Origin of the sequence: Photorhabdus sp. RW14-46, assembly GCF_963887965.1 — a bacterium.
Classification (GTDB): domain Bacteria; phylum Pseudomonadota; class Gammaproteobacteria; order Enterobacterales; family Enterobacteriaceae; genus Photorhabdus; species Photorhabdus laumondii.
Genome location: NZ_CAWPHH010000004.1, coordinates 144,047 through 163,059 on the forward strand (window position 1 = coordinate 144,047; position 19,013 = coordinate 163,059).

Below are 19,013 nucleotides of genomic sequence, written 5' to 3' on the forward strand. Positions count from 1 at the left end.
CCGTCGCGATGCATCTTGAAATCCATAGGGTATGGGTCGCTACTTATAAAAGAGTGCGGCATAGGATAAAACGCCAATACTATAAGTGCTAGTATTAAAAATGATAACCCACGATTTATGGTGCAAGCCTGTCAACATGCCAGCTATCGCCTTGCCGTTGATAAATAAAACGATCATGGAGCCGGTTTGCACCACCTTGCCAAAACTCAACAGAATCAAAGGTCACTTTGAATCCTCCCCAGAAGCTAGGTAAAGGCACTTCACCATTCAAGAATTTCTGTTTCAATTCAAGGAACTTCCCTTCTAAAACACCACGTGCGGAAATACGGGAAGATTGTTGTGATGCCCATGCAGCAATCTGGCTATCCCTAGGACGACTATGGAAATATTTCACCACTTCAACAGGAGAAAGACGTTCCGCTTTACCAAGAAAAGAGACTTGCCTTTCCAGAGGATACCAAGGGAAATGGAGGCTGATTTTGTTATTGTGCGCCAAATGTTTTGCTTTCCGGCTGCCTAAATTTGTATAAAAAATCAGACTATTTGAATCAAAATGCTTCAATAACACAATACGTTGATACGGTTGACCATTCTCATCGACCGTCGCTATAGACATTGCCGTTGGATCACTCAACTTAGCGTTACATGCTTGATTAAGCCAACGCTCAAAAAGCTCGATGGGTTCTTCAGTCAAATCCTTACGTCTTAACCCACCACGAATATATTCACGGCGTAATTCTGCAACATCAAATTCGTTATGTTCTGACATTAACGTAGCTCTGTTTATGACTCACTAAATACCCGATAGCTTATCATTGTTATTGATTAATAACAGGATAAATCGCCCCTAAAATAGTTTCAGTACTCGCACCAGTAACAGAGGGTAAATTCCCTGGCGCACCTGACATTGTACGGAATGCTAACCAAGCAAATGCCAGTGCTTCCATATCATCACCGCTTAGGCCATATTTATCTGTCGGGCAAACCTCCGTCCCCGGTAATAAGGCAGAAAGTCGGCTCATTATCTGCGGGTTATGTGCGCCACCACCACAAACCAGCAGACGTTCACATCCACCACTCAACATAATTTGCTGTGATACAGACGCTGCTGTCAGCTCGGCCAGCGTTGCCTGAACATCGACAGGTGGTATGTCAGGAAAATTAACTAATTGCGCCTCCAACCAACTCATATTGAAATACTCGCGGCCTGTGCTTTTAGGAGCTGGTCGTGAAAAATAGTGATCAGAAAGCATTTGCCCAAGCAATTTGTTATTAACAACACCTTCTCGCGCCCATTGCGCATCTTTATCATAAGGTTTTTTCTGATGACGCCATACCCAACTATCCATCAGCATATTACCCGGACCTGTGTCATACCCTTTGACAGGTGATCCAGGTAATAGCGTCGTTATATTGGCAATACCACCGATATTGAGAATTATCCTTCGTTCTGTCAGATGGCCTAATACGGCGAAATGAAAAGCTGGAACTAATGGCGCGCCCTGCCCACCATATGCCATATCCCTCCGACGAAAATCACCAACCACAGTTATCCCAGTCAAAGCGGCAATACGGTTATTGTCGCCAAGTTGCATCGTGAAAGGCATATGACTATCTGGCTCATGCCAAACGGTTTGCCCATGACATCCCACAGCAGTAATGTCACTCGCGGTTAACCCTGTTTTAATCAGTAAGCCTTGTACAGCTTCAGCGAATAAAGAACCAAGTTCATAATCCAACCGACCGATTGCCGATAATGTCGTTTGCTGCCCTTGACAGACTGCGAGAATTTTCTGTTTTAATTCGTATGGGAATGGATGCGAATAACTAGCTTGCTGAGCAACAACTTTATCATTGATTGCGGCAAGCACCACATCAACGCCATCCAGACTTGTACCCGACATTACACCAATATAACGACCTGACTTCATAACCATTTAATTTGCCTTCCTGCTTAGAATCTGTCTCGATAAAATCAGAAACCATGCCAATAACTATAAAGCGCAGTAGTTTTGGCTGTATATGACTAATAGACAAACGAAGGAATAAAACCTGATTTTTGGAAACAACTTCACAAAAAATGCTGAATTTTTCATTAATAGCTATTTCTTTTAAAAATCTCTATTGACGTTTAATATACGTTTAGCACTAGATTGCTAATGTACTGATATTCTATTTGAATAAACTTTTTATTACTTATTGCCAATGCCGGTTGTTAGCCTGATTGCCCAGTGAGCTATCAGATTTCCGCAGTCAGGCATCGAAATTAGGAGTTACTATGTTTAAGCACTTTTTAGTTAGCGCGGTTGCCGTTGCTTCATTATCAGGCTGTGTCAACACCGATTCTCTTTCTGGTGATACCTACACTGCTGGACAAGCTAAGCAGGTCCAAACCGTCTCTTACGGCACAGTTGTTTCTGTTCGTCCTATCAATATTCAGGCGGGCAGCAATGAGAATGTATTAGGCGCGATTGGTGGTGCAGTTCTAGGAGGACTTGTTGGTAATACTATTGGTGGTGGCAGTGGCAACACATTAGCCACTGCCGCTGGTGCAATTGCCGGTGGTGTCGCGGGCCAAAATGTTCAGGGAGCTCTTAACACAACTAAAGGTGTAGAACTCGAAATTCGCCGTGACAGTGGTGAAAGCATCATTGTTGTTCAAAAACAAGGCAAAACAGCCTTTCATAAAGGCCAACGTGTAAGAATCGCAGGCCAAGGTAGTAATATTACTGTTTCACCTCGACAATAAGATTAAGAAAACCGTGACTTCATTCTAGTAAGTCGCGGTCTTCTTTCATCCGGTTAGCATTTCATGGATATCGTAATTACTATCTACTTTGTAATTGGATAATATTTTGCTCTAACTTCTGAACTAAAGTGGAAAGAAAAGCAAGTTCCTCGCGTGAAATACCTCCCAGAATCTCATTTCTTGTGGATTCAATAACACCATCTAACTCCCTAATAACCGATGCAGAATCTTCAGTTAGCTTGATTCTCTTTGCACGACGATCATTGGCACAAGTATGCCGGGTGATAAGTTTTTTTTCCTCAAGCTGATCTAATGTCCTGACTAAAGATGGTTGCTCGATACCGATAGCTTTCGCCAACTGTATCTGAGATTGCTCCTGAGGTAACCGGCTAATATTGTATAACGTTACCCAATGAGTCTGAGTTAATTCTAACGGCTTTAAACGGTAGTCAATTAAAGCACGCCAAATACGAACTAACCGTGCCAGATCTGATCCCAATGTAGATTCCAATTGTCCCTCCTTAAATAACTAGCCTACTAAACATAACAGCCAAATTTTTCTAAATCAGGCTAAAACTAGCCTTAAAAAAGTATATATAACTTCTGTATAATCACAGTAAATTCTTAGTAACTAACTAATTCAGGTAACTATAACCAAGAACAACTAAACTTAATTTAAACTCAGAACAAAACAATTAACATACAATATTTTTACCATAAAAACTATCAGAACTATGAATACAAGCAAGCAGAAACCAATAAATATCATTCAATACTTTATTCAAAGTACTATAAGAATAGCTGTCATCTAAATGCTAAGCTATCTATTTTTACATTAATGTTGTTTTTATTTTACATTTATCACACAATCAAGCTTAAAATTCCATTTAAAACATAAGGTTATAAAGAAATTCAAATAAGCTCACTTAGCCTTTCCGTTAATCAAAAAATAAAAAAATAACAAACAAAATACTTAAAATTATAGTAGAACATTTATAATTTTGCCAAAAATATAACCCTATATAAGTAAATCATTGGATTGTTAATTCCAATAACCTCAAAAATCGATAATTAAAACAGTGATGGCTGTTCAGGTGGTTCTTCATCTGTCTGATTTTCTGCTCTCAATACACGTAAATATCTTTGCCGGCACAGTCGCAATACTTCACGCTTTTGCCCATCTGACATTTTCATCCAATTAAATCTTTCTTCCCGGCTGCGATAACACCCCAGACAAAAGCCCCGCTCATTCGCCTGACAAATTCCTCGACAAGGGCTAGGAATAGCAAAAAATTCGAGTTGCTCAGCCATCACATCCCGTTTCCTATACAATCCACATACTATATTTAATTATAAACCTAGATAAGAATAAATTATAATTATGGACAAATTGAACTGTAACCGTAAGACACGTTATAGTTAGTGGTTTTTGTGCGATCTGCCGCACAAAAATATTGGTAAAACCATTAAATTAGAGGTAATTATGCGTTTACTCCATACCATGATCCGTGTTGGTGATCTACAACGCTCCATTAATTTTTACACTGAAGTGTTAGGCATGCGCCTGTTGCGCACCAGTGAAAACACCGAATATAAATACTCACTCGCCTTCGTTGGCTACGCTGATGAAAGCGAAGGAGCAGTAATCGAGTTGACCTATAATTGGGGAGTTGACCATTATGAAATGGGGAATGCCTTTGGTCACATCGCATTAGGTGTTGATGATGTCGCAGCCACTTGCGAATCTATTCACAAAGCAGGTGGTAGCATTACCCGTGAAGCGGGTCCTGTAAAAGGCGGAACAACCATTATTGCTTTCGTTGAAGATCCAGATAGCTACAAAATTGAACTTATTGAAAACAAAAATGCCAGCAACGCTCTGGGTAACTCAATCTGATGTCTGACAAAAAAGCGCCAAACGTCCTTAGTGGACGTTTTAGAGGTTATTACCCTGTTGTTATTGATGTTGAAACTGGCGGTTTTAATGCCAAAACAGATGCATTACTTGAAATTGCCGCCGTTACACTGGAAATGGATGGTGAAGGTTGGCTTACGCCTGGCGAATCACTTCACTTCCATATTGAGCCATTTGAAGGAGCCAACCTTGAACCAGCAGCCCTGGAATTCACCGGCATTGATCCATTAAATCCGCTACGTGGAGCGGTGAGCGAATATGAAGCTCTGCACGCTATTTTTAAAATGGTTCGTAAAGGGATAAAAAATAATCATTGTAATCGGGCAATTATCGTTGCTCACAATGCTAACTTCGATCACAGCTTTGTTATGGCTGCCACAGAACGCACCGGACTAAAACGAAATCCGTTTCATCCGTTTGCAACTTTTGACACCGCTGCTTTAGGTGGTCTGGTATTAGGACAAACAATCTTAGCAAAAGCCTGCATCACAGCCGGTATCCCATTCGATAATAATCAGGCTCACAGCGCGTTATATGATACTGATCGTACCGCTGAATTATTCTGTGAAATGGTCAACCGTTGGAAACAACTTGGTGGCTGGCCATTAACAACAACAGCAGAAAAAACTGGATAAATAGCTGAACGGCTAGATTAATATAATCAAATCTAAACAATAATCCCCCCATATATCAACATATGGGGGGATAGCATAATATACCCGTTATCCTTCAAGTTGCCTCTTTGTTGGCTGCGCTCGCTCACCCCGGTCACATAGTTTGCTATGCTCCCGGGGATTCACTCTCTTGCCGTCGCGATGCATCTTGAAATCCATTGGGTATAATCTGTAAGTAATTAAAAAATTACTCTGTCGCGTTTTCGCCCTGAGAACGACATTTATCAGCAGTTTCTTTGATTAATGTTTGTAGCTCACCACGCTGATACATTTCAATGATAATATCGCATCCACCTATCAACTCACCTTCCACCCAAAGCTGAGGAAAAGTTGGCCAATTAGCATATTTTGGCAACTCTGCACGAATATCTGGATTTTGCAAAATATCTACGTAAGCAAAACGTTCACCACACGCAGATAAAGCCTGAACCGCCTGCGCAGAAAAGCCACAATTTGGCAATTTAGGAGAACCTTTCATATACAATAAAATCGGGTTTTCTTTAATTTGGCGCTCAATCTTCTCAATAGTAGTCGTCATTTTTATTTCCTTTAAACCAACAGCCCGTTGATAACCAACATCGTCACGATATTGCGGAGAATACCATTTTCTCTCACTAATATGTATCCTGATCTCTTCGTATCCTGACACAGATGACATCATTTTCACGGTTATTTATCGTAGAGGTTGTTAAAAGCGGTGGCAGAAAGACAAAGAGCAGATAAAGAAACTATCTGCCCAATTTTTAAATCATCTAGCCCGTTCAAAACATCAGGCAAAGATTAAGCAAAGAGCGGCAAAAATGGCAATCATCACCAACGTGCTGACAGCAGTAAATAAACCAAGCTTCAAATCGGTATTCATAGAGCCTCCTCAGAATAAAAAGTTTATAGTGACAAAAACCAATCTATTGAGATGGTTAATTGCCCTTACATAAGGAAAAGCATAAATAGCGATTACCACCCATTTTATAACACTGATTATTGCTTTCACTTTTGAGCCAGATCAGACAAAATCCAGAATTTATCGCTAACTTATTGCTAGCCCCTTGATGTAAAGGGTTAGCAAGCGATTAACAAAGCGTTTTAAATTTAGACCAAAAGGTCAGGAGTCTTTCACCTCATGGCAACGATCAAAGATGTGGCTAAGCACGCTGGCGTCTCAACCACTACTGTATCCCATGTTATTAATAAAACCCGCTTCGTCGCTGAAGATACTAAAGCTGCTGTTTGGGCTGCTATTAAGGCACTGAATTATTCACCCAGTGCCGTTGCTCGCAGTCTGAAAGTTAACCACACAAAATCGATCGGATTACTGGCAACGTCCAGTGAAGCCCCCTATTTTGCTGAAATCATTGAGTCTGTTGAAAACAGTTGTTATAGCAAAGGCTATACGCTGATTTTATGTAACTCACACAATAACATTGATAAACAGAAAGCCTATCTCGCCATGCTGGCCCAAAAACGTGTGGATGGACTACTAATTATGTGTTCAGAATACCCGGAACAGCTATTGGGAATGTTGGAAGATTATCGCAATATTCCAATGGTCGTCATGGATTGGGGACAGGCCAGAAGTGATTTCACCGATACGATTATTGATAATGCATTCCACGGCGGTTATCTGGCTGGTCGTTATCTTATCGAACGTGGTCATCGTGATATTGGTGCGATCCCCGGCCCTCTGGCACGAAATACCGGCGGTGGCCGTCATCAAGGATTCTTAAAGGCGTTAAAAGAAGCCAACATTCCGATCAAAGAAGAGTGGGTTATTCAGGGGGATTTTGAACCAGAATCGGGCTATAAAGCCATGCATCAAATCTTGAATCAAAAACAGCGCCCGACTGCGGTTTTCTGCGGCGGAGATGTTATGGCTATGGGGGCGATTTGTGCTGCTGATGAATTAGGACTGCGCGTCCCACAGGATATTTCTGTCATCGGTTATGACAATATACGCAACGCTCGTTATTTCTCTCCGGCATTGACCACCATTCATCAGCCAAAAGAACGACTGGGGCAGATGGCGTTTTCCATGTTACTGGACAGAATAATCAATAAACGTGAAGATGCACAAACTATTGAAGTACATCCACGCTTGGTTGAGCGACGTTCTGTCGTGGATGGTCCATTTGTCGACTATCGTCGTTAATCCGTTTTATTCATCTTGAAGCCATTCAGCATTAAGAGTTTCACTATCGCCAAGATAGTCAAGCAGCCAACTTAATGCTGGAGAATGGCTGTTTTGAACCCATGCCAAACAACATGGACTGTCTGGTAAAGGCTGTTCCAATTCCAGCACGGCGAGTTTATTCTGCCGAATAAGCGGCATTGCCCTATGTTTAGGCACCATTCCCACACATAATCCCTCGTTTAGACAAGACAAACCGGATTCCCAATCAGGAACCACCAACCGGCGCTGATTATCCAGATTCCAGGTGTCACGCTTCGGTAAATTACGGGATGTATCTTCAAGGCACAAACTGGGATAAGGCCGCATTTGGTCATCAGATAACAGACCCGGCAACTGAGTCAGCGCATGGTCAGCGCTAACCACACATAGCCAAGGCATAAACCCCATATCTCGGAAACTATACCTTTCCCCGACTGGAGCTACCCGGGTTGCACCAATTGCAACATCAACTCGACTATTCACCAGCGCGTCCCACACACCATTAAACACTTCCTGATGAATAAAAAGTTCTATATCAGGAAAATGGTGGTAGAAATCAAGAATAAGCTGGCGACTACGCTCTGGTTTGACAACGAGATCAATAGCAATACTAAATTGCCCTCTCCAGCCGTTTGCAATTTGTTGACACTGATGACGAGTATCAATCATTTTTTTGATAACAGAGCGAGCCTCCTTGATAAACATAGCGCCTGCCTCAGTTAATTCTACATCCCGATGACGACGCTCAAACAACGAAACAGCAAGCCACTCTTCCAGTTGTCTTACGGTATAACTGATCGCAGAAGGGACACGATGAAGCTCCAATGCAGCCGCACTAAAACTGCCTGTTCTGGCAACCGCATCCACAACTTCAAGTGAATATTCTGACCACATAATTTTACCTTTCAATTTTTTTCACAGCACTATGCAAATATTACCATTTCACAAGTAAAAATCACGACATATAGAATATGTGTCAATATTGTTATCTACCTATACCCTATGGATTTCAAGGTGCATCACGACGGCAAGGGAGCAAATCCCCGGGAGCATAGCAAACTATGTGACCGGGGTGAGCGAGTGCAGCCAACAAAGAGACAACTTGAAAGAAACGGGTATATCACTGCAAATTATTTCAATCATGATATTCAAAGAGAGTAATCAAATGAAAAACTCAAGTCAGTTCATGTTCTACCTTGCAGGCTTGAGTATGCTAGGTTATCTGGCCATTGATATGTATCTGCCAGCATTCGGCACTATGCAACAAGAATTAGCGACATCGGCAGAAGCAATCAGTGCCAGCCTAAGCATCTTTCTTGCAGGTTTCGCCTTCGCTCAACTTTTGTGGGGACCTCTTTCAGATCGCTTTGGCAGAAAGCCGATTATCATCACCGGGCTATCCCTGTTTTCTATTGGCTGTCTGGGTATGATGTGGGTAACAGACGCCACCCAACTTTTAGTTTTGCGTTTTATCCAAGCCGTAGGTGTTTGTTCAGCCGCCGTCTCATGGCAAGCATTAGTTATTGATCGTTATGAAGCTAATCGTACCAAACGTGTTTTTGCAACGATCATGCCTCTGGTTGCGCTCTCCCCTGCCTTGGCACCTTTGATGGGAGCCTGGCTGTTACAACATGGCGGCTGGCGCATAATTTTCCTAGTCTTACTGGCAATTACATTATTACTGTTGTTTTTTACTCTGTTCTTGCAAGAAAATCGCAACAACCGTGAAACTCAAGTGCAAACAAATAATGTCTCTTTCCTTACGCTATTAAAATCACCGCTATTTAGTGGCAATGTTCTGATATTTGCATCATGCAGCGCCGGCTTTTTTGCCTGGTTAACAGGCTCACCTTCAATTCTCGGTGAGATGGGATATACCCCGGACGACATTGGTCTGAGTTATATTCCTCAAACGCTAGCCTTTATCGTTGGAGGTTATGGATGCCGCAGTATTTTAGCCAAAATAAAAAGTGATACTATTTTCCCTTATCTGTTAATTGGCTATGCTATCAGTATGATTGTGCTCTATTTAATTGCAAAATTTGACGAGCCAACGCTATTCACTATTCTGGTACCTTTTTGCTTTATGGCTGCAATGAATGGCGCGTTATACCCAATTGCAGTAGCAAACGCTTTATCCGCTTATCCACAAGACAGTGGAAAAGCCACTGCATTACAAAACACGCTTCAATTAGGACTCTGTTTTATTGCCAGTCTGATTGTATCAGCATTTATCAACAATCCACTTATATCCACAACCACTGTTATGGTTTCTACCGTTGTTCCAATGGCATTAGGATATTTTATACAGTGGAAAAAAAACGCTGATCGCTGCATTCAAACAGTTGAACAAAATTCCTGATATTAATCAGATTATTATCTCAATAAAGGCTGCTAATTATCAATTAATCGCAGCCTTTATTTATTAATTGATAAAACAATTTTACGCTTTTATACTCAATACATTCCCTATTATAAATATACCCGTCATCTTTCAAGTTGCCTCTTTGTTGGCTGCACTCACTCACCCCGGTCACATAGTTTGCTATGCTCCCGGGGATTCGCTCCCTTGCCGTCGCGATGCATCTTGAAATCTATAAGGTATAACCTGGAATTTGAGGTTTTCAGGAGCAATGACTGCCCCCATTAAACTCATGGATTAGTCATCTTTAAGGTTTTTTACTTTGATTCTTTGTTATTTTTTGCATTTTGCGTCTTAGCATCCTGCTTTGCTAGCTAAAACGAGCTCCTCAGTATTCCATCACCCTAACGTTGGAGAGTATATGAGTTCATCTTGTATTAAAAACCCGAAAACAGCCATTAACTCCTGGCAGAGAATGACCAATGAGATGCTAGAAGAAGCAGGTGTTCAAATTAATGGTCACAACCCTTATGATATCCAGATAAAAAACGCTAATTTCTATAAAAGAGTTTTACAACAAGGTTCGATGGGATTAGGTGAAAGTTATATGGATGGCTGGTGGGATTGTGAACGGTTGGATATTTTCTTTTATCGCGTTTTACGCGCCGGATTAGAAAATAAAATGCCCAATAATCTCAAAGATATAGTGAGAATCGCAATAACCCGCTTACGTAATCTGCAAACGCCAAAACGATCATGGATTGTCGGTCATCAACATTATGATTTAGGCAATGATCTTTTTACCCATATGCTTGACCCTTATATGCAATATTCCTGCGGATACTGGAAACAAGCTAAAACACTGGAACAGGCTCAGCTTGATAAGTTGAAACTCATCTGTGAGAAATTGGCGCTTTCTCCAGGTATGACTCTGTTGGATATTGGCTGTGGTTGGGGTGGGCTATCAGCTTATGCGGCTAAAAATTATGGTGTTTCCGTCACAGGTATCACTATTTCAGCCGAACAACAGAAATATGCACAGAAACAATGTACAAATCTGGATGTAAAAATCATTCTGAAAGATTATCGGGATTTACATGAACAGTTCGACAAAATTGTTTCTGTCGGTATGTTTGAACACGTTGGACCTAAAAATTATGCGACTTACTTCGACGTTGTTCAACGAAACCTGAAACCTGATGGCTTATTCCTGCTACATACCGCTGGTTCCAACAAAACTAAAACCAGTGCTGACCCGTGGATCAGCAAATATATTTTTCCTAATGGCTGCCTGCCTTCTATTGAGCAAATAGCCCACACCAGTAAAAGCCGTTTTGTTATGGAAGATTGGCATAACTTTAGCGCAGATTATGACCGCACATTGATGGCCTGGTATGAAAGATTTATTGCCAGTTGGCCTGAAATACAAGATAACTATAGTCCAACATTTAAACGCATGTTTAGCTATTATCTGAATGCCTGTGCAGGTGCGTTTCGTGCTCGCGATATCCAATTATGGCAAATCATATTCAGTCTAAAAGGTATTGAAGGTGGGTTACGGGTAGCCCGATAGTTAACCAAAAGCTACAGGTTTCCACTGTAGCTTTTAGTCAATACAACAAACATATCCATGTTTAACTCTAATTTTAAAAAGATCGCTCTGTTTTCCACTAACGGAAATCATTCACATAACCATTATCAAAGAAGACCGTTTGATCAAATGCTATTTTTCCACCAGAAAATATCAAATCTAAATGATGACTCCCTTTTACACCACCACCCAAACCAAGATGTAAACCAGGATGTCGTTCTTCAAAACCAGCATTTCTGCCATAAAGCGCTTTCACACCCCTGTTAGTCCCAATACCAAACTCTTCAACAATTCGGTTTCCGTGATTATGGTTTAGGTATAAATTAAAATCCCGACTAAATTCATCATGTTCACAATCAAACCCAATAATTTCACCCTCTTTTATATTTATAGTCATCATATCATTGACAACCCCATACTTTATGGCAAAGGGTGCCGTACTCAAAAAAGTGCCACTAAAGCTGACACTACCGTTAAGGCGCTTTATATGGCTTGCTATTTCCCCAGGAATAACATCAAGATTTCCACTGCCATCAATGGAAGTCCACTTATGGTCTTTTTCTAAATAACCTACAATTGAGTTCCCTTTATTATCTGTATATTGAATCTTCTGTGATCGATTTGATAATTCAATAAGTTTTTTGTTCCTTTCTGTTATTGATGCTGGTGGCTCGCTAAATGCTTCAATGAAATGTGGGCCATAATCTTTAAACAATACAGATTTCTTCCATGATTCAGTAATAAAGCTTCTTATTTTGGTTAGATATTCTGGCCCTTGTGGAGATGCATTCTTTAATGTTGATGATGCGTAAAGAAAAATAAACAAATCACAATCAGATATTTTTTGTTTTATATCGTCCGGTGATGTTTTTTCTAAAAAAGCAAAATCAGACTTTACATCGAAATTCTTCTTATACATATACATCTTCTGCGCAATATCGCTATGCTCAGTATCAGATCCGATAAATATTTTTATACATTCACCATTTCTTACTTTATCCGAAATTGCGGGATGATGTGATAAACAACAATACATATTTTCAAGACTTTTATCCATGAGGACAATCCTGTTTATTTTTAAGTAAGGGGTGACTCCCCTTACTTATATAGTATAATAAAGAACCTTAATTATAAAAAACCGTTAAGGCCAAAGTGCGGTACCAAAAGGTACGACAGCTTGTGCATTCATCATTTCAACAGCATCATCATGTGTAGGTTCTTCAAGCCATTCATCTAACTCAATCGGGTTTTCCATAAAAAAGTAACCTCTAAAAATATCATCACGGGGATTAACCTGCGCTTTACGAGAAAACGCATTAACACAATAATAACAACATTAACTATATTAGTTAACATTACATGCAAAACACTGCAATATAAATCACAAAAAGGAGCATCGATGGGTTCAATGCTCCCTTTTAGCACACGGTTAATTCTGTTCGAAAGCGAAAATCGGGGTCCCCCTATCGCTCCTCATTTATTGCGCATTCTTCCATCAATGTCTCCGGTTGCTGAGAGGCAACCCGTTCCCGCTCTTTCTGAGCAAGAACACGCTCCACAGTATCAACAATCGCTTGAGTTTGTGAATCAATCTCGATATTAACCCTCTGACCAAGACGTTTTTTACCTAATGTCGTACGTTCCAGTGTTTCAGGAATAAGGTGAACGCAAAAACGATTATTAACAACATCGCCAATTGTCAGGCTGATTCCGTCGATGCCGATAAATCCTTTATGTAAGATATATTTCATTAATTGCTTATCATGGATACGGAACCATATTTGATGATTATTTTCTGAAGTGAAAATTTTAGCTATCTCAGCAACCGTGATGATATGACCGGACATCAAATGTCCACCAATTTCATCCCCAAATTTAGCCGCCCGCTCCAGGTTCACATAATCCCCTAGCTGTAAATCACCAAGATTAGTCAGACGTAGAGTCTCTTTCATCAAGTCGAAACTAATCTCATCGCCTTCTATTTTGGTTACCGTCAGACAACAACCGTTATTGGCAACTGACGCCCCTGTTTCAATACCTGGCAATAATTCAGCCGGGAATTTAACAACATGAGTCCGAAAATTACTTTTTTCATCAATAGCAACCAAGGGTGCTTTTCCCTGAACAATGCCCGTGAACATAGAAGAACCTCTTAATGATTGTGTATAATTATTAATTAGTTTATATCAAGTTGTCATTGATAAATACCACCTGATCATTTGAATATAAACTCAGCATTATTGTTGTAATATGGTATTAAATAGATACAATACTCCGGTTAGTAAGCGGTTGATTTTTCAAAAATCGTTTCTTATATACAGATATCTTTCTTAATATTTTCTACTTTCAATAAAAAAGGTGTAATGCGTGCAGAAGTATTTAAAAGAAGCGCGTAGTTTGCTCGCTCTGGGGATTCCCGTCATTATTGCTCAATTTTCACAAACTGCAATGGGGGTTGTGGACACCGTTATGGCGGGTAGCGTCAGTGCAACAGATATGTCCGCGGTTGCTGTTGGCACCTCGATCTGGCTGCCAGTTATCTTATTTGGTTACGGCTTACTATTAGCTTTAACCCCCATTATTGCGCAAATGAACGGTTCTGGTCGCAGGAATCTCATTGCTAGCCAAACTCAGCAAGGGTTCTGGCTAGCGATTTTTCTCTCCATTATCATTATTGCTATTCTATACAACAGCAAGTTCCTGATTGACAGGCAACACAATATAGATCCAATTTTGGCAGAAAAAGCCGTTGGATTTATCCACGCAATAATGTGGGGTGCGCCGGGCTATCTGTTTTATCAGGTACTGCGTAATCAATGTGAAGGTTTATCGAAAACCAAACCAGGCATGGTGATTAGTTTTTTAGGATTATTGATTAATATTCCGATTAACTACATATTCATTTATGGTAAATTTGGCGCGCCCGCTTTAGGTGGTGTCGGCTGTGGTGTTGCTACCGCCAGCGTTTACTGGGTCATGTTCCTGCTAATGCGTTGGTATGTGAAACGTGCATCATCACAAAGGGATATCCGCCCTAAACATCGCTTTGCCGCACCAGAATGGCATATTTTGAAACGCATTTCAGCCCTCGGCTTGCCTATTGCGATGGCGGTATTTTTCGAAATTACGTTATTTGCCATAGTGGCATTATTGATCTCTCCTTTAGGCGTTACTGCTGTTGCAGGGCACCAAATTGCCCAAAATTTTAGTTCATTAATGTTTATGTTCCCAATATCTTTGGCCGCAGCAACCACTATTCGTGTTGGCTATAATTTAGGGAAAAAATCTATCGAGAATGCCCGGATATCAGCCTATACCGGAATTATGGTTGGTTTGGTATTTGCTTGTTTAACCGCAACCTTTTCTATTATTCTGCGAGAGCCGATCGCCTTGATGTATAACGACAATCCTGAAGTTATCACCATGGCATCACATCTGATGCTATTTGCCGCGCTTTACCAATTATCTGATGCCATACAAGTGGTAGGGGCTGGCGTTTTACGTGGATATAAAGATACGCATTCTATCTTTTATATCACTTTTATCGCTTTCTGGATTCTGGGGCTACCAAGCGGTTATATCTTGGGATTAACCGACTATATTGTACCCGCGATGGGGCCACAAGGGTTCTGGATCGGCTTTATTATTGGCCTGACTGCATCAGCAGTGATGATATTTGCTCGTATTTCATGGACACAAAAACAACCAGATGAGGTAATTTTACAACATTCAACCCACTAATTTACTTTACTCTAAAGCCGGGGATGAATACTTAACTGGTGGAATAAACGACAAACTCACTGTAACAGATGCAAATACGAACAGTTGAACAATAATTTGTGTTATTCCCCTTGCCAGAAGGCTAACTCGCCGTTAATATTCGTCCCCGTTGTCACCAATGCAATTTAGATTGCGTCCGTAGCTCAGTTGGTTAGAGCACCACCTTGACATGGTGGGGGTCGGTGGTTCGAGTCCACTCGGACGCACCAATTGCATAGTGATTACACCGGTTTGTATTGATTACACCGGGTTATAGTGCGTCCGTAGCTCAGTTGGTTAGAGCACCACCTTGACATGGTGGGGGTCGGTGGTTCGAGTCCACTCGGACGCACCAAGTCTACAAATAAATCTTCCTGTTTTTATTATCTTTTCTCTTGGTTGTGCTTAATTTATTTCCCACGTCAAAATAGACTGTTGTTTGTTTACAAACAGTTTGCGCAATGAGCAATAACTCTCCTCTGTTAAGATCTGCGTCATTTTTCCAGTTTACCGTTATAATTAATTCATATAATCATTTTTCGATTCATTTCACAGAAATAAGTCTCTATAATACGGCGAAATTTAGGGTTGAATGGTTTCAGCTTATTGATTTGCCGAACACTGAAAAGTTACAGATTAATCGTATGTATACCCTATGGATTTCAAGATGCATCGCGAATCCCCGGTCACATAGGTAACTATGTGACCGAGGTGAGTGAGTACAGCCAACAAAGAGGCAACTTGAAAGATAACGGGTATATAAGCTCGCATAATTACATGTGCCTAACCTCACACGAAAAGCACCGCATGTCTTCCACGCCACTTGTCCTTAATGATGTTGCGCAACGTTCAACACCACATGGTATCTGCGCAAACCATAAAGTTGGCGACTCACTATTTTATCCAATTAAAACCTGTAGATAGATTGTCATGAAAAAAACCAAAATTGTTTGTACTATCGGACCAAAAACAGAATCCGAAGAAAAACTGGCCGAACTGTTGAATGCCGGCATGAATGTTATGCGCCTCAACTTTTCACACGGAGACTATGAAGAGCACGGCCAGCGTATTCAAAATATCCGTTCAGTTATGACTAAGACAGGTAAACAAGCCGCTATTTTGCTGGATACTAAAGGCCCTGAAATTCGAACTATGAAGCTGGAAGGCGGTAACGATGTCTCTCTAACCGCAGGTCAGACCTTCACTTTTACCACTGACACTTCCGTTATCGGTAATAAAGACCGTGTTGCTGTCACTTACCGCGGTTTCCCCGCGGATCTGGCTCCCGGTAATACCGTGCTAGTTGATGACGGCTTGATCGGCATGACAGTTAAAGAAGTCACTAAGTCAGAGGTTATTTGCCAAGTTTTGAATAACGGTGATTTGGGGGAAAATAAAGGTGTTAATCTGCCGGGTATTTCCATCAGCCTGCCTGCCCTGGCTGAAAAAGATAAGCAAGATTTGATCTTTGGTTGCCAACAAGGTGTTGATTTCGTCGCCGCTTCTTTTATCCGCAAGCGCTCCGATGTTCTGGAAATCCGTGAACATCTGAAAGCGCACGGCGGTGAAAACATTCAAATCATCTCTAAGATTGAAAATCAGGAAGGTCTGAACAATTTTGATGAAATTCTGGAAGCTTCTGACGGGATCATGGTTGCTCGTGGTGATCTTGGCGTTGAAATTCCGGTTGAAGAAGTGATCTTCGCCCAGAAGATGATGATTCAAAAATGTAATATCGCTCGCAAAGTTGTTATCACTGCAACTCAAATGCTCGATTCTATGATTAAAAACCCGCGCCCTACCCGTGCGGAAGCCGGTGACGTCGCTAACGCTATTTTGGATGGTACTGATGCAGTTATGCTTTCTGGCGAAAGTGCAAAAGGCAAATATCCAATAGAAGCAGTGACTATCATGGCAACGATTTGTGAACGTACAGACCGCGTTATGCCAAGCCGTATCGAAGCCGTCCATTGCCGTAACCTGCGCGTGACCGAAGCGGTGTGTCGTGGTGCCGTTGAAACAGCAGAAAAACTGGAAGCCCCTCTGATTGTGGTCGCAACCTATGGCGGTAAATCTGCCAAATCCATTCGTAAGTATTTCCCTGACGCGCCCATTCTGGCATTAACGACTAATGAAGTGACTGCCCGCCAATTACTGCTTGTTAAGGGTGTTTTTACCCAAATTGTTAAAGAAATCGCCTCTACCGACGATTTCTACCGCATTGGTAAAGAAGCGGCGCTAGCAAGTGGCCTAGCGAAGAAAGGTGAAATCGTGGTTATGGTATCTGGTGCCCTGGTTCCAAGCGGCACAACCAACACGTCGTCTGTTCACGTCCTTTAATTTAATAAGTCGCTTTATTTCTGAAACACCGTAAATATGGCGGTGTTTCAGGATATTGAATATCTGGTTTTCTCCGCCAATACCAAATTACTTTCCCAATCGTCATATTATACCCGTTAAGATTAATAATAATGCCATTCTCTGTTTTCTCGCGGTCAGAAAATGGCTTAACTCTCAACAATGATGGCATTTTCCAGCACTACATTATTTGTGGAGAATCCACTTTACATATCATCAATATCTTTGTCTTAATCATGGCTCATCGAAAGCTTTACCGACTTCACTTAAATTTTGGAACTCACTTTTTGTTCCGGTCGCTTTCGCTTGAATCGAGCACAGGATATCTTGACGGCTAAAAATCGAAGCTTGCAAAAGTGCTATTTGTTGCAATGATTCGTAAACACCATGATCACGGCTGTAAAGCATGGCTCGTTTAACCCCGTTAATAGCAATTGGTGGCCGATCAGCAATACGCCGGGCAGTCGCGAGAGCACCTTCGATTAGTGTTTCCGTAGAAGGGAACACTTTTACCACCAGCCCCAAATCATGAGCCTGAACCGCACTCAACGTATCCCCAGTCAGCGCGAGATAGCGAGCTATACCACTTGGGATCAAATGTTGCAAACGTTGAAGAATACCTAAGTCAGCCATCATACCAATATTGGTTTCTTCTATACGAAACTTCGCATTTTCAGCAGCAAAACAAAAATCGCACGCAGCAATTAAATCAAAACCTGCACCAAGACAAGCGCCTTGTACTGCGGCAATAATGGGGAATCGGGCATGTTCCAATACGCTTATCGCCTCTTGCATTTGCAATAAGCTGAACTGCATCGCTTCCCGCTCATTAGGATTAGCCGTATTAGCCTCTTTACTAGAGGCAAAGATTTGCAAGTCAAGCCCACCACAAAATGTGTTTCCCTGTGCAGATATCACCATTGCCCGTACTTCACCTGAACGACTGAGTTGTTCTACTGTTTCAGGAAACCGTTTCCAAAACCCAAGCGCCAAACTATTTGCCTTTTCGGGACGACTGAGTTGTAAATGAGCGACTCCGTTGTCAATGCTGATGTTAAAATATTCGTTAGATTGATCACTTAACATAACAAACTCCTCTTACCAGTTTGAATTTGAGCCTAGGATTCAACCTGAACATTGTCAAGTTATTCATCTACAATAAGATTTACTTAACAAATTTGTTTTAAGAGAAACCCTAAATTTATGTATAAAAAAATAGCTTCATAAAAGAGATACTCCGATAGTTCAATAGAGGTAAGATGACCTGGATGTTGTATTTCTTATTTATAAGAATTTTTAACTAAAATTATTTCGAAGAATATCATTCCCTCATGGAATAGGCTTTTTTTGATTAAAATGTTACTCAACGGTTTTGTTTTTTTACATTTAGATGAAAATTATCCGCTCACTAAAGAGAAAAATTGAAATAATTGGTTTT

19 protein-coding genes and 2 tRNA genes are annotated in these 19,013 nt (G+C 41.0%); 11 read left to right on the forward strand and 10 right to left on the reverse strand.

Features of this window, described 5'->3' with window-relative positions:
• Window positions 1-115 precede the first annotated feature (115 nt).
• Together pdxH and anmK are read right to left on the reverse strand one after the other, a co-directional pair.
• Window positions 116-769, reverse strand: coding sequence for a pyridoxamine 5'-phosphate oxidase (gene pdxH, locus AACQ38_RS05415; protein WP_011146819.1), 654 nt, complete (start codon window positions 767-769; stop codon window positions 116-118).
• Window positions 770-818: 49 nt separating this feature from the next.
• Window positions 819-1,931 (reverse strand): anhydro-N-acetylmuramic acid kinase, encoded by a 1,113-nt coding sequence (gene anmK, locus AACQ38_RS05420; protein ID WP_165577657.1) that lies wholly within the window; start codon window positions 1,929-1,931, stop codon window positions 819-821.
• Between the two features lie 347 nt (window positions 1,932-2,278).
• On the opposite strand from anmK, the gene AACQ38_RS05425 reads away from it, so the two are divergent.
• A complete protein-coding gene (locus AACQ38_RS05425; protein ID WP_011146821.1) occupies window positions 2,279-2,749 on the forward strand; it encodes an outer membrane lipoprotein in 471 nt (156 codons plus the stop codon).
• 79 nt (window positions 2,750-2,828) lie between these two features.
• Here AACQ38_RS05425 and slyA read toward each other — a convergent pair whose 3' ends face one another.
• Complete coding sequence (gene slyA / locus AACQ38_RS05430) at window positions 2,829-3,260, reverse strand: transcriptional regulator SlyA (protein WP_011146822.1); 432 nt, start codon at window positions 3,258-3,260, stop codon at window positions 2,829-2,831.
• Between the two features lie 560 nt (window positions 3,261-3,820).
• A complete protein-coding gene (locus AACQ38_RS05435; RefSeq protein WP_041380104.1) occupies window positions 3,821-4,060 on the reverse strand; it encodes a DUF1289 domain-containing protein in 240 nt (79 codons plus the stop codon).
• 172 nt (window positions 4,061-4,232) lie between these two features.
• Between AACQ38_RS05435 and gloA the strand changes: the two genes are divergently transcribed.
• Both gloA and rnt read left to right on the forward strand, forming a co-directional pair.
• The gene (gene gloA / locus AACQ38_RS05440; protein WP_165577624.1) at window positions 4,233-4,646 is read left to right on the forward strand and encodes a lactoylglutathione lyase; all 414 of its coding nucleotides are present in this window, start codon (window positions 4,233-4,235) and stop codon (window positions 4,644-4,646) included.
• The gene (gene rnt / locus AACQ38_RS05445; RefSeq protein WP_011146825.1) at window positions 4,646-5,299 is read left to right on the forward strand and encodes a ribonuclease T; all 654 of its coding nucleotides are present in this window, start codon (window positions 4,646-4,648) and stop codon (window positions 5,297-5,299) included. The genes gloA and rnt overlap by 1 nt, the downstream gene beginning before the upstream one ends.
• A 226-nt stretch (window positions 5,300-5,525) precedes the next feature.
• Here rnt and AACQ38_RS05450 read toward each other — a convergent pair whose 3' ends face one another.
• Window positions 5,526-5,876: a Grx4 family monothiol glutaredoxin gene (locus tag AACQ38_RS05450; RefSeq protein ID WP_011146826.1), complete on the reverse strand. Its 351-nt coding sequence runs from the start codon at window positions 5,874-5,876 to the stop codon at window positions 5,526-5,528.
• A 582-nt stretch (window positions 5,877-6,458) separates the two neighbouring features.
• Here AACQ38_RS05450 and purR point away from each other — a divergent pair.
• Window positions 6,459-7,484, forward strand: a complete 1,026-nt coding sequence (gene purR, locus AACQ38_RS05455; protein ID WP_011146827.1) for an HTH-type transcriptional repressor PurR — start codon at window positions 6,459-6,461, stop codon at window positions 7,482-7,484.
• 6 nt (window positions 7,485-7,490) lie between these two features.
• On the opposite strand, the gene punR is transcribed toward purR, so the two are convergent.
• A complete protein-coding gene (gene punR / locus AACQ38_RS05460; RefSeq protein ID WP_011146828.1) occupies window positions 7,491-8,399 on the reverse strand; it encodes a DNA-binding transcriptional activator PunR in 909 nt (302 codons plus the stop codon).
• Window positions 8,400-8,670: 271 nt separating this feature from the next.
• On the opposite strand from punR, the gene punC reads away from it, so the two are divergent.
• Window positions 8,671-9,867 (forward strand): purine nucleoside transporter PunC, encoded by a 1,197-nt coding sequence (gene punC, locus AACQ38_RS05465; RefSeq protein WP_165577658.1) that lies wholly within the window; start codon window positions 8,671-8,673, stop codon window positions 9,865-9,867.
• A 43-nt stretch (window positions 9,868-9,910) separates the two neighbouring features.
• On the opposite strand, the gene AACQ38_RS05470 is transcribed toward punC, so the two are convergent.
• The gene (locus AACQ38_RS05470; RefSeq protein ID WP_255562980.1) at window positions 9,911-10,042 is read right to left on the reverse strand and encodes a hypothetical protein; all 132 of its coding nucleotides are present in this window, start codon (window positions 10,040-10,042) and stop codon (window positions 9,911-9,913) included.
• A gap of 246 nt (window positions 10,043-10,288) precedes the next feature.
• On the opposite strand from AACQ38_RS05470, the gene cfa reads away from it, so the two are divergent.
• Window positions 10,289-11,440, forward strand: coding sequence for a cyclopropane fatty acyl phospholipid synthase (gene cfa / locus AACQ38_RS05475; RefSeq protein ID WP_165577625.1), 1,152 nt, complete (start codon window positions 10,289-10,291; stop codon window positions 11,438-11,440).
• Window positions 11,441-11,537: 97 nt separating this feature from the next.
• On the opposite strand, the gene AACQ38_RS05480 is transcribed toward cfa, so the two are convergent.
• Together AACQ38_RS05480 and AACQ38_RS05485 are read right to left on the reverse strand one after the other, a co-directional pair.
• On the reverse strand, window positions 11,538-12,515 hold the full coding sequence (locus tag AACQ38_RS05480) for a hypothetical protein (RefSeq protein ID WP_011146831.1): 978 nt from the start codon (window positions 12,513-12,515) through the stop codon (window positions 11,538-11,540).
• A 406-nt stretch (window positions 12,516-12,921) separates the two neighbouring features.
• The gene (locus AACQ38_RS05485) at window positions 12,922-13,599 is read right to left on the reverse strand and encodes a riboflavin synthase (RefSeq protein ID WP_011146832.1); all 678 of its coding nucleotides are present in this window, start codon (window positions 13,597-13,599) and stop codon (window positions 12,922-12,924) included.
• A gap of 226 nt (window positions 13,600-13,825) precedes the next feature.
• Between AACQ38_RS05485 and AACQ38_RS05490 the strand changes: the two genes are divergently transcribed.
• The 5 genes from AACQ38_RS05490 to pykF all read left to right on the forward strand — a co-directional run bounded on the left by AACQ38_RS05490 (window position 13,826) and on the right by pykF (window position 17,557).
• Window positions 13,826-15,199 carry an MATE family efflux transporter gene (locus tag AACQ38_RS05490; protein ID WP_165577626.1) on the forward strand — a complete coding sequence of 458 codons (1,374 nt, stop codon included), beginning with the start codon at window positions 13,826-13,828 and terminating at the stop codon, window positions 15,197-15,199.
• A 171-nt stretch (window positions 15,200-15,370) separates the two neighbouring features.
• Window positions 15,371-15,447: transfer RNA gene (locus tag AACQ38_RS05495), tRNA-Val, on the forward strand.
• 48 nt (window positions 15,448-15,495) lie between these two features.
• Window positions 15,496-15,572 (forward strand) — tRNA-Val (locus AACQ38_RS05500).
• A gap of 347 nt (window positions 15,573-15,919) precedes the next feature.
• Window positions 15,920-16,141, forward strand: a complete 222-nt coding sequence (locus AACQ38_RS05505; protein ID WP_165577627.1) for a hypothetical protein — start codon at window positions 15,920-15,922, stop codon at window positions 16,139-16,141.
• 6 nt (window positions 16,142-16,147) lie between these two features.
• The gene (gene pykF, locus AACQ38_RS05510; RefSeq protein WP_165577628.1) at window positions 16,148-17,557 is read left to right on the forward strand and encodes a pyruvate kinase PykF; all 1,410 of its coding nucleotides are present in this window, start codon (window positions 16,148-16,150) and stop codon (window positions 17,555-17,557) included.
• 252 nt (window positions 17,558-17,809) lie between these two features.
• On the opposite strand, the gene AACQ38_RS05515 is transcribed toward pykF, so the two are convergent.
• Window positions 17,810-18,661 carry an enoyl-CoA hydratase-related protein gene (locus AACQ38_RS05515; RefSeq protein ID WP_011146836.1) on the reverse strand — a complete coding sequence of 284 codons (852 nt, stop codon included), beginning with the start codon at window positions 18,659-18,661 and terminating at the stop codon, window positions 17,810-17,812.
• Window positions 18,662-19,013: the final 352 nt, after the last annotated feature.

Coding starts and splice junctions, on each gene's coding strand:
- pdxH (WP_011146819.1), bottom strand. CDS start 769: ATGTCAGAACATAACGAATTTGATGTTGCAGAATTACGCCGTGAATAT.
- anmK (WP_165577657.1), bottom strand. CDS start 1,931: ATGAAGTCAGGTCGTTATATTGGTGTAATGTCGGGTACAAGTCTGGAT.
- AACQ38_RS05425 (WP_011146821.1), top strand. CDS start 2,279: ATGTTTAAGCACTTTTTAGTTAGCGCGGTTGCCGTTGCTTCATTATCA.
- AACQ38_RS05435 (WP_041380104.1), bottom strand. CDS start 4,060: ATGGCTGAGCAACTCGAATTTTTTGCTATTCCTAGCCCTTGTCGAGGA.
- gloA (WP_165577624.1), top strand. CDS start 4,233: ATGCGTTTACTCCATACCATGATCCGTGTTGGTGATCTACAACGCTCC.
- rnt (WP_011146825.1), top strand. CDS start 4,646: ATGTCTGACAAAAAAGCGCCAAACGTCCTTAGTGGACGTTTTAGAGGT.
- AACQ38_RS05450 (WP_011146826.1), bottom strand. CDS start 5,876: ATGACGACTACTATTGAGAAGATTGAGCGCCAAATTAAAGAAAACCCG.
- purR (WP_011146827.1), top strand. CDS start 6,459: ATGGCAACGATCAAAGATGTGGCTAAGCACGCTGGCGTCTCAACCACT.
- punR (WP_011146828.1), bottom strand. CDS start 8,399: ATGTGGTCAGAATATTCACTTGAAGTTGTGGATGCGGTTGCCAGAACA.
- punC (WP_165577658.1), top strand. CDS start 8,671: ATGAAAAACTCAAGTCAGTTCATGTTCTACCTTGCAGGCTTGAGTATG.
- cfa (WP_165577625.1), top strand. CDS start 10,289: ATGAGTTCATCTTGTATTAAAAACCCGAAAACAGCCATTAACTCCTGG.
- AACQ38_RS05480 (WP_011146831.1), bottom strand. CDS start 12,515: ATGGATAAAAGTCTTGAAAATATGTATTGTTGTTTATCACATCATCCC.
- AACQ38_RS05485 (WP_011146832.1), bottom strand. CDS start 13,599: ATGTTCACGGGCATTGTTCAGGGAAAAGCACCCTTGGTTGCTATTGAT.
- pykF (WP_165577628.1), top strand. CDS start 16,148: ATGAAAAAAACCAAAATTGTTTGTACTATCGGACCAAAAACAGAATCC.
- AACQ38_RS05515 (WP_011146836.1), bottom strand. CDS start 18,661: ATGTTAAGTGATCAATCTAACGAATATTTTAACATCAGCATTGACAAC.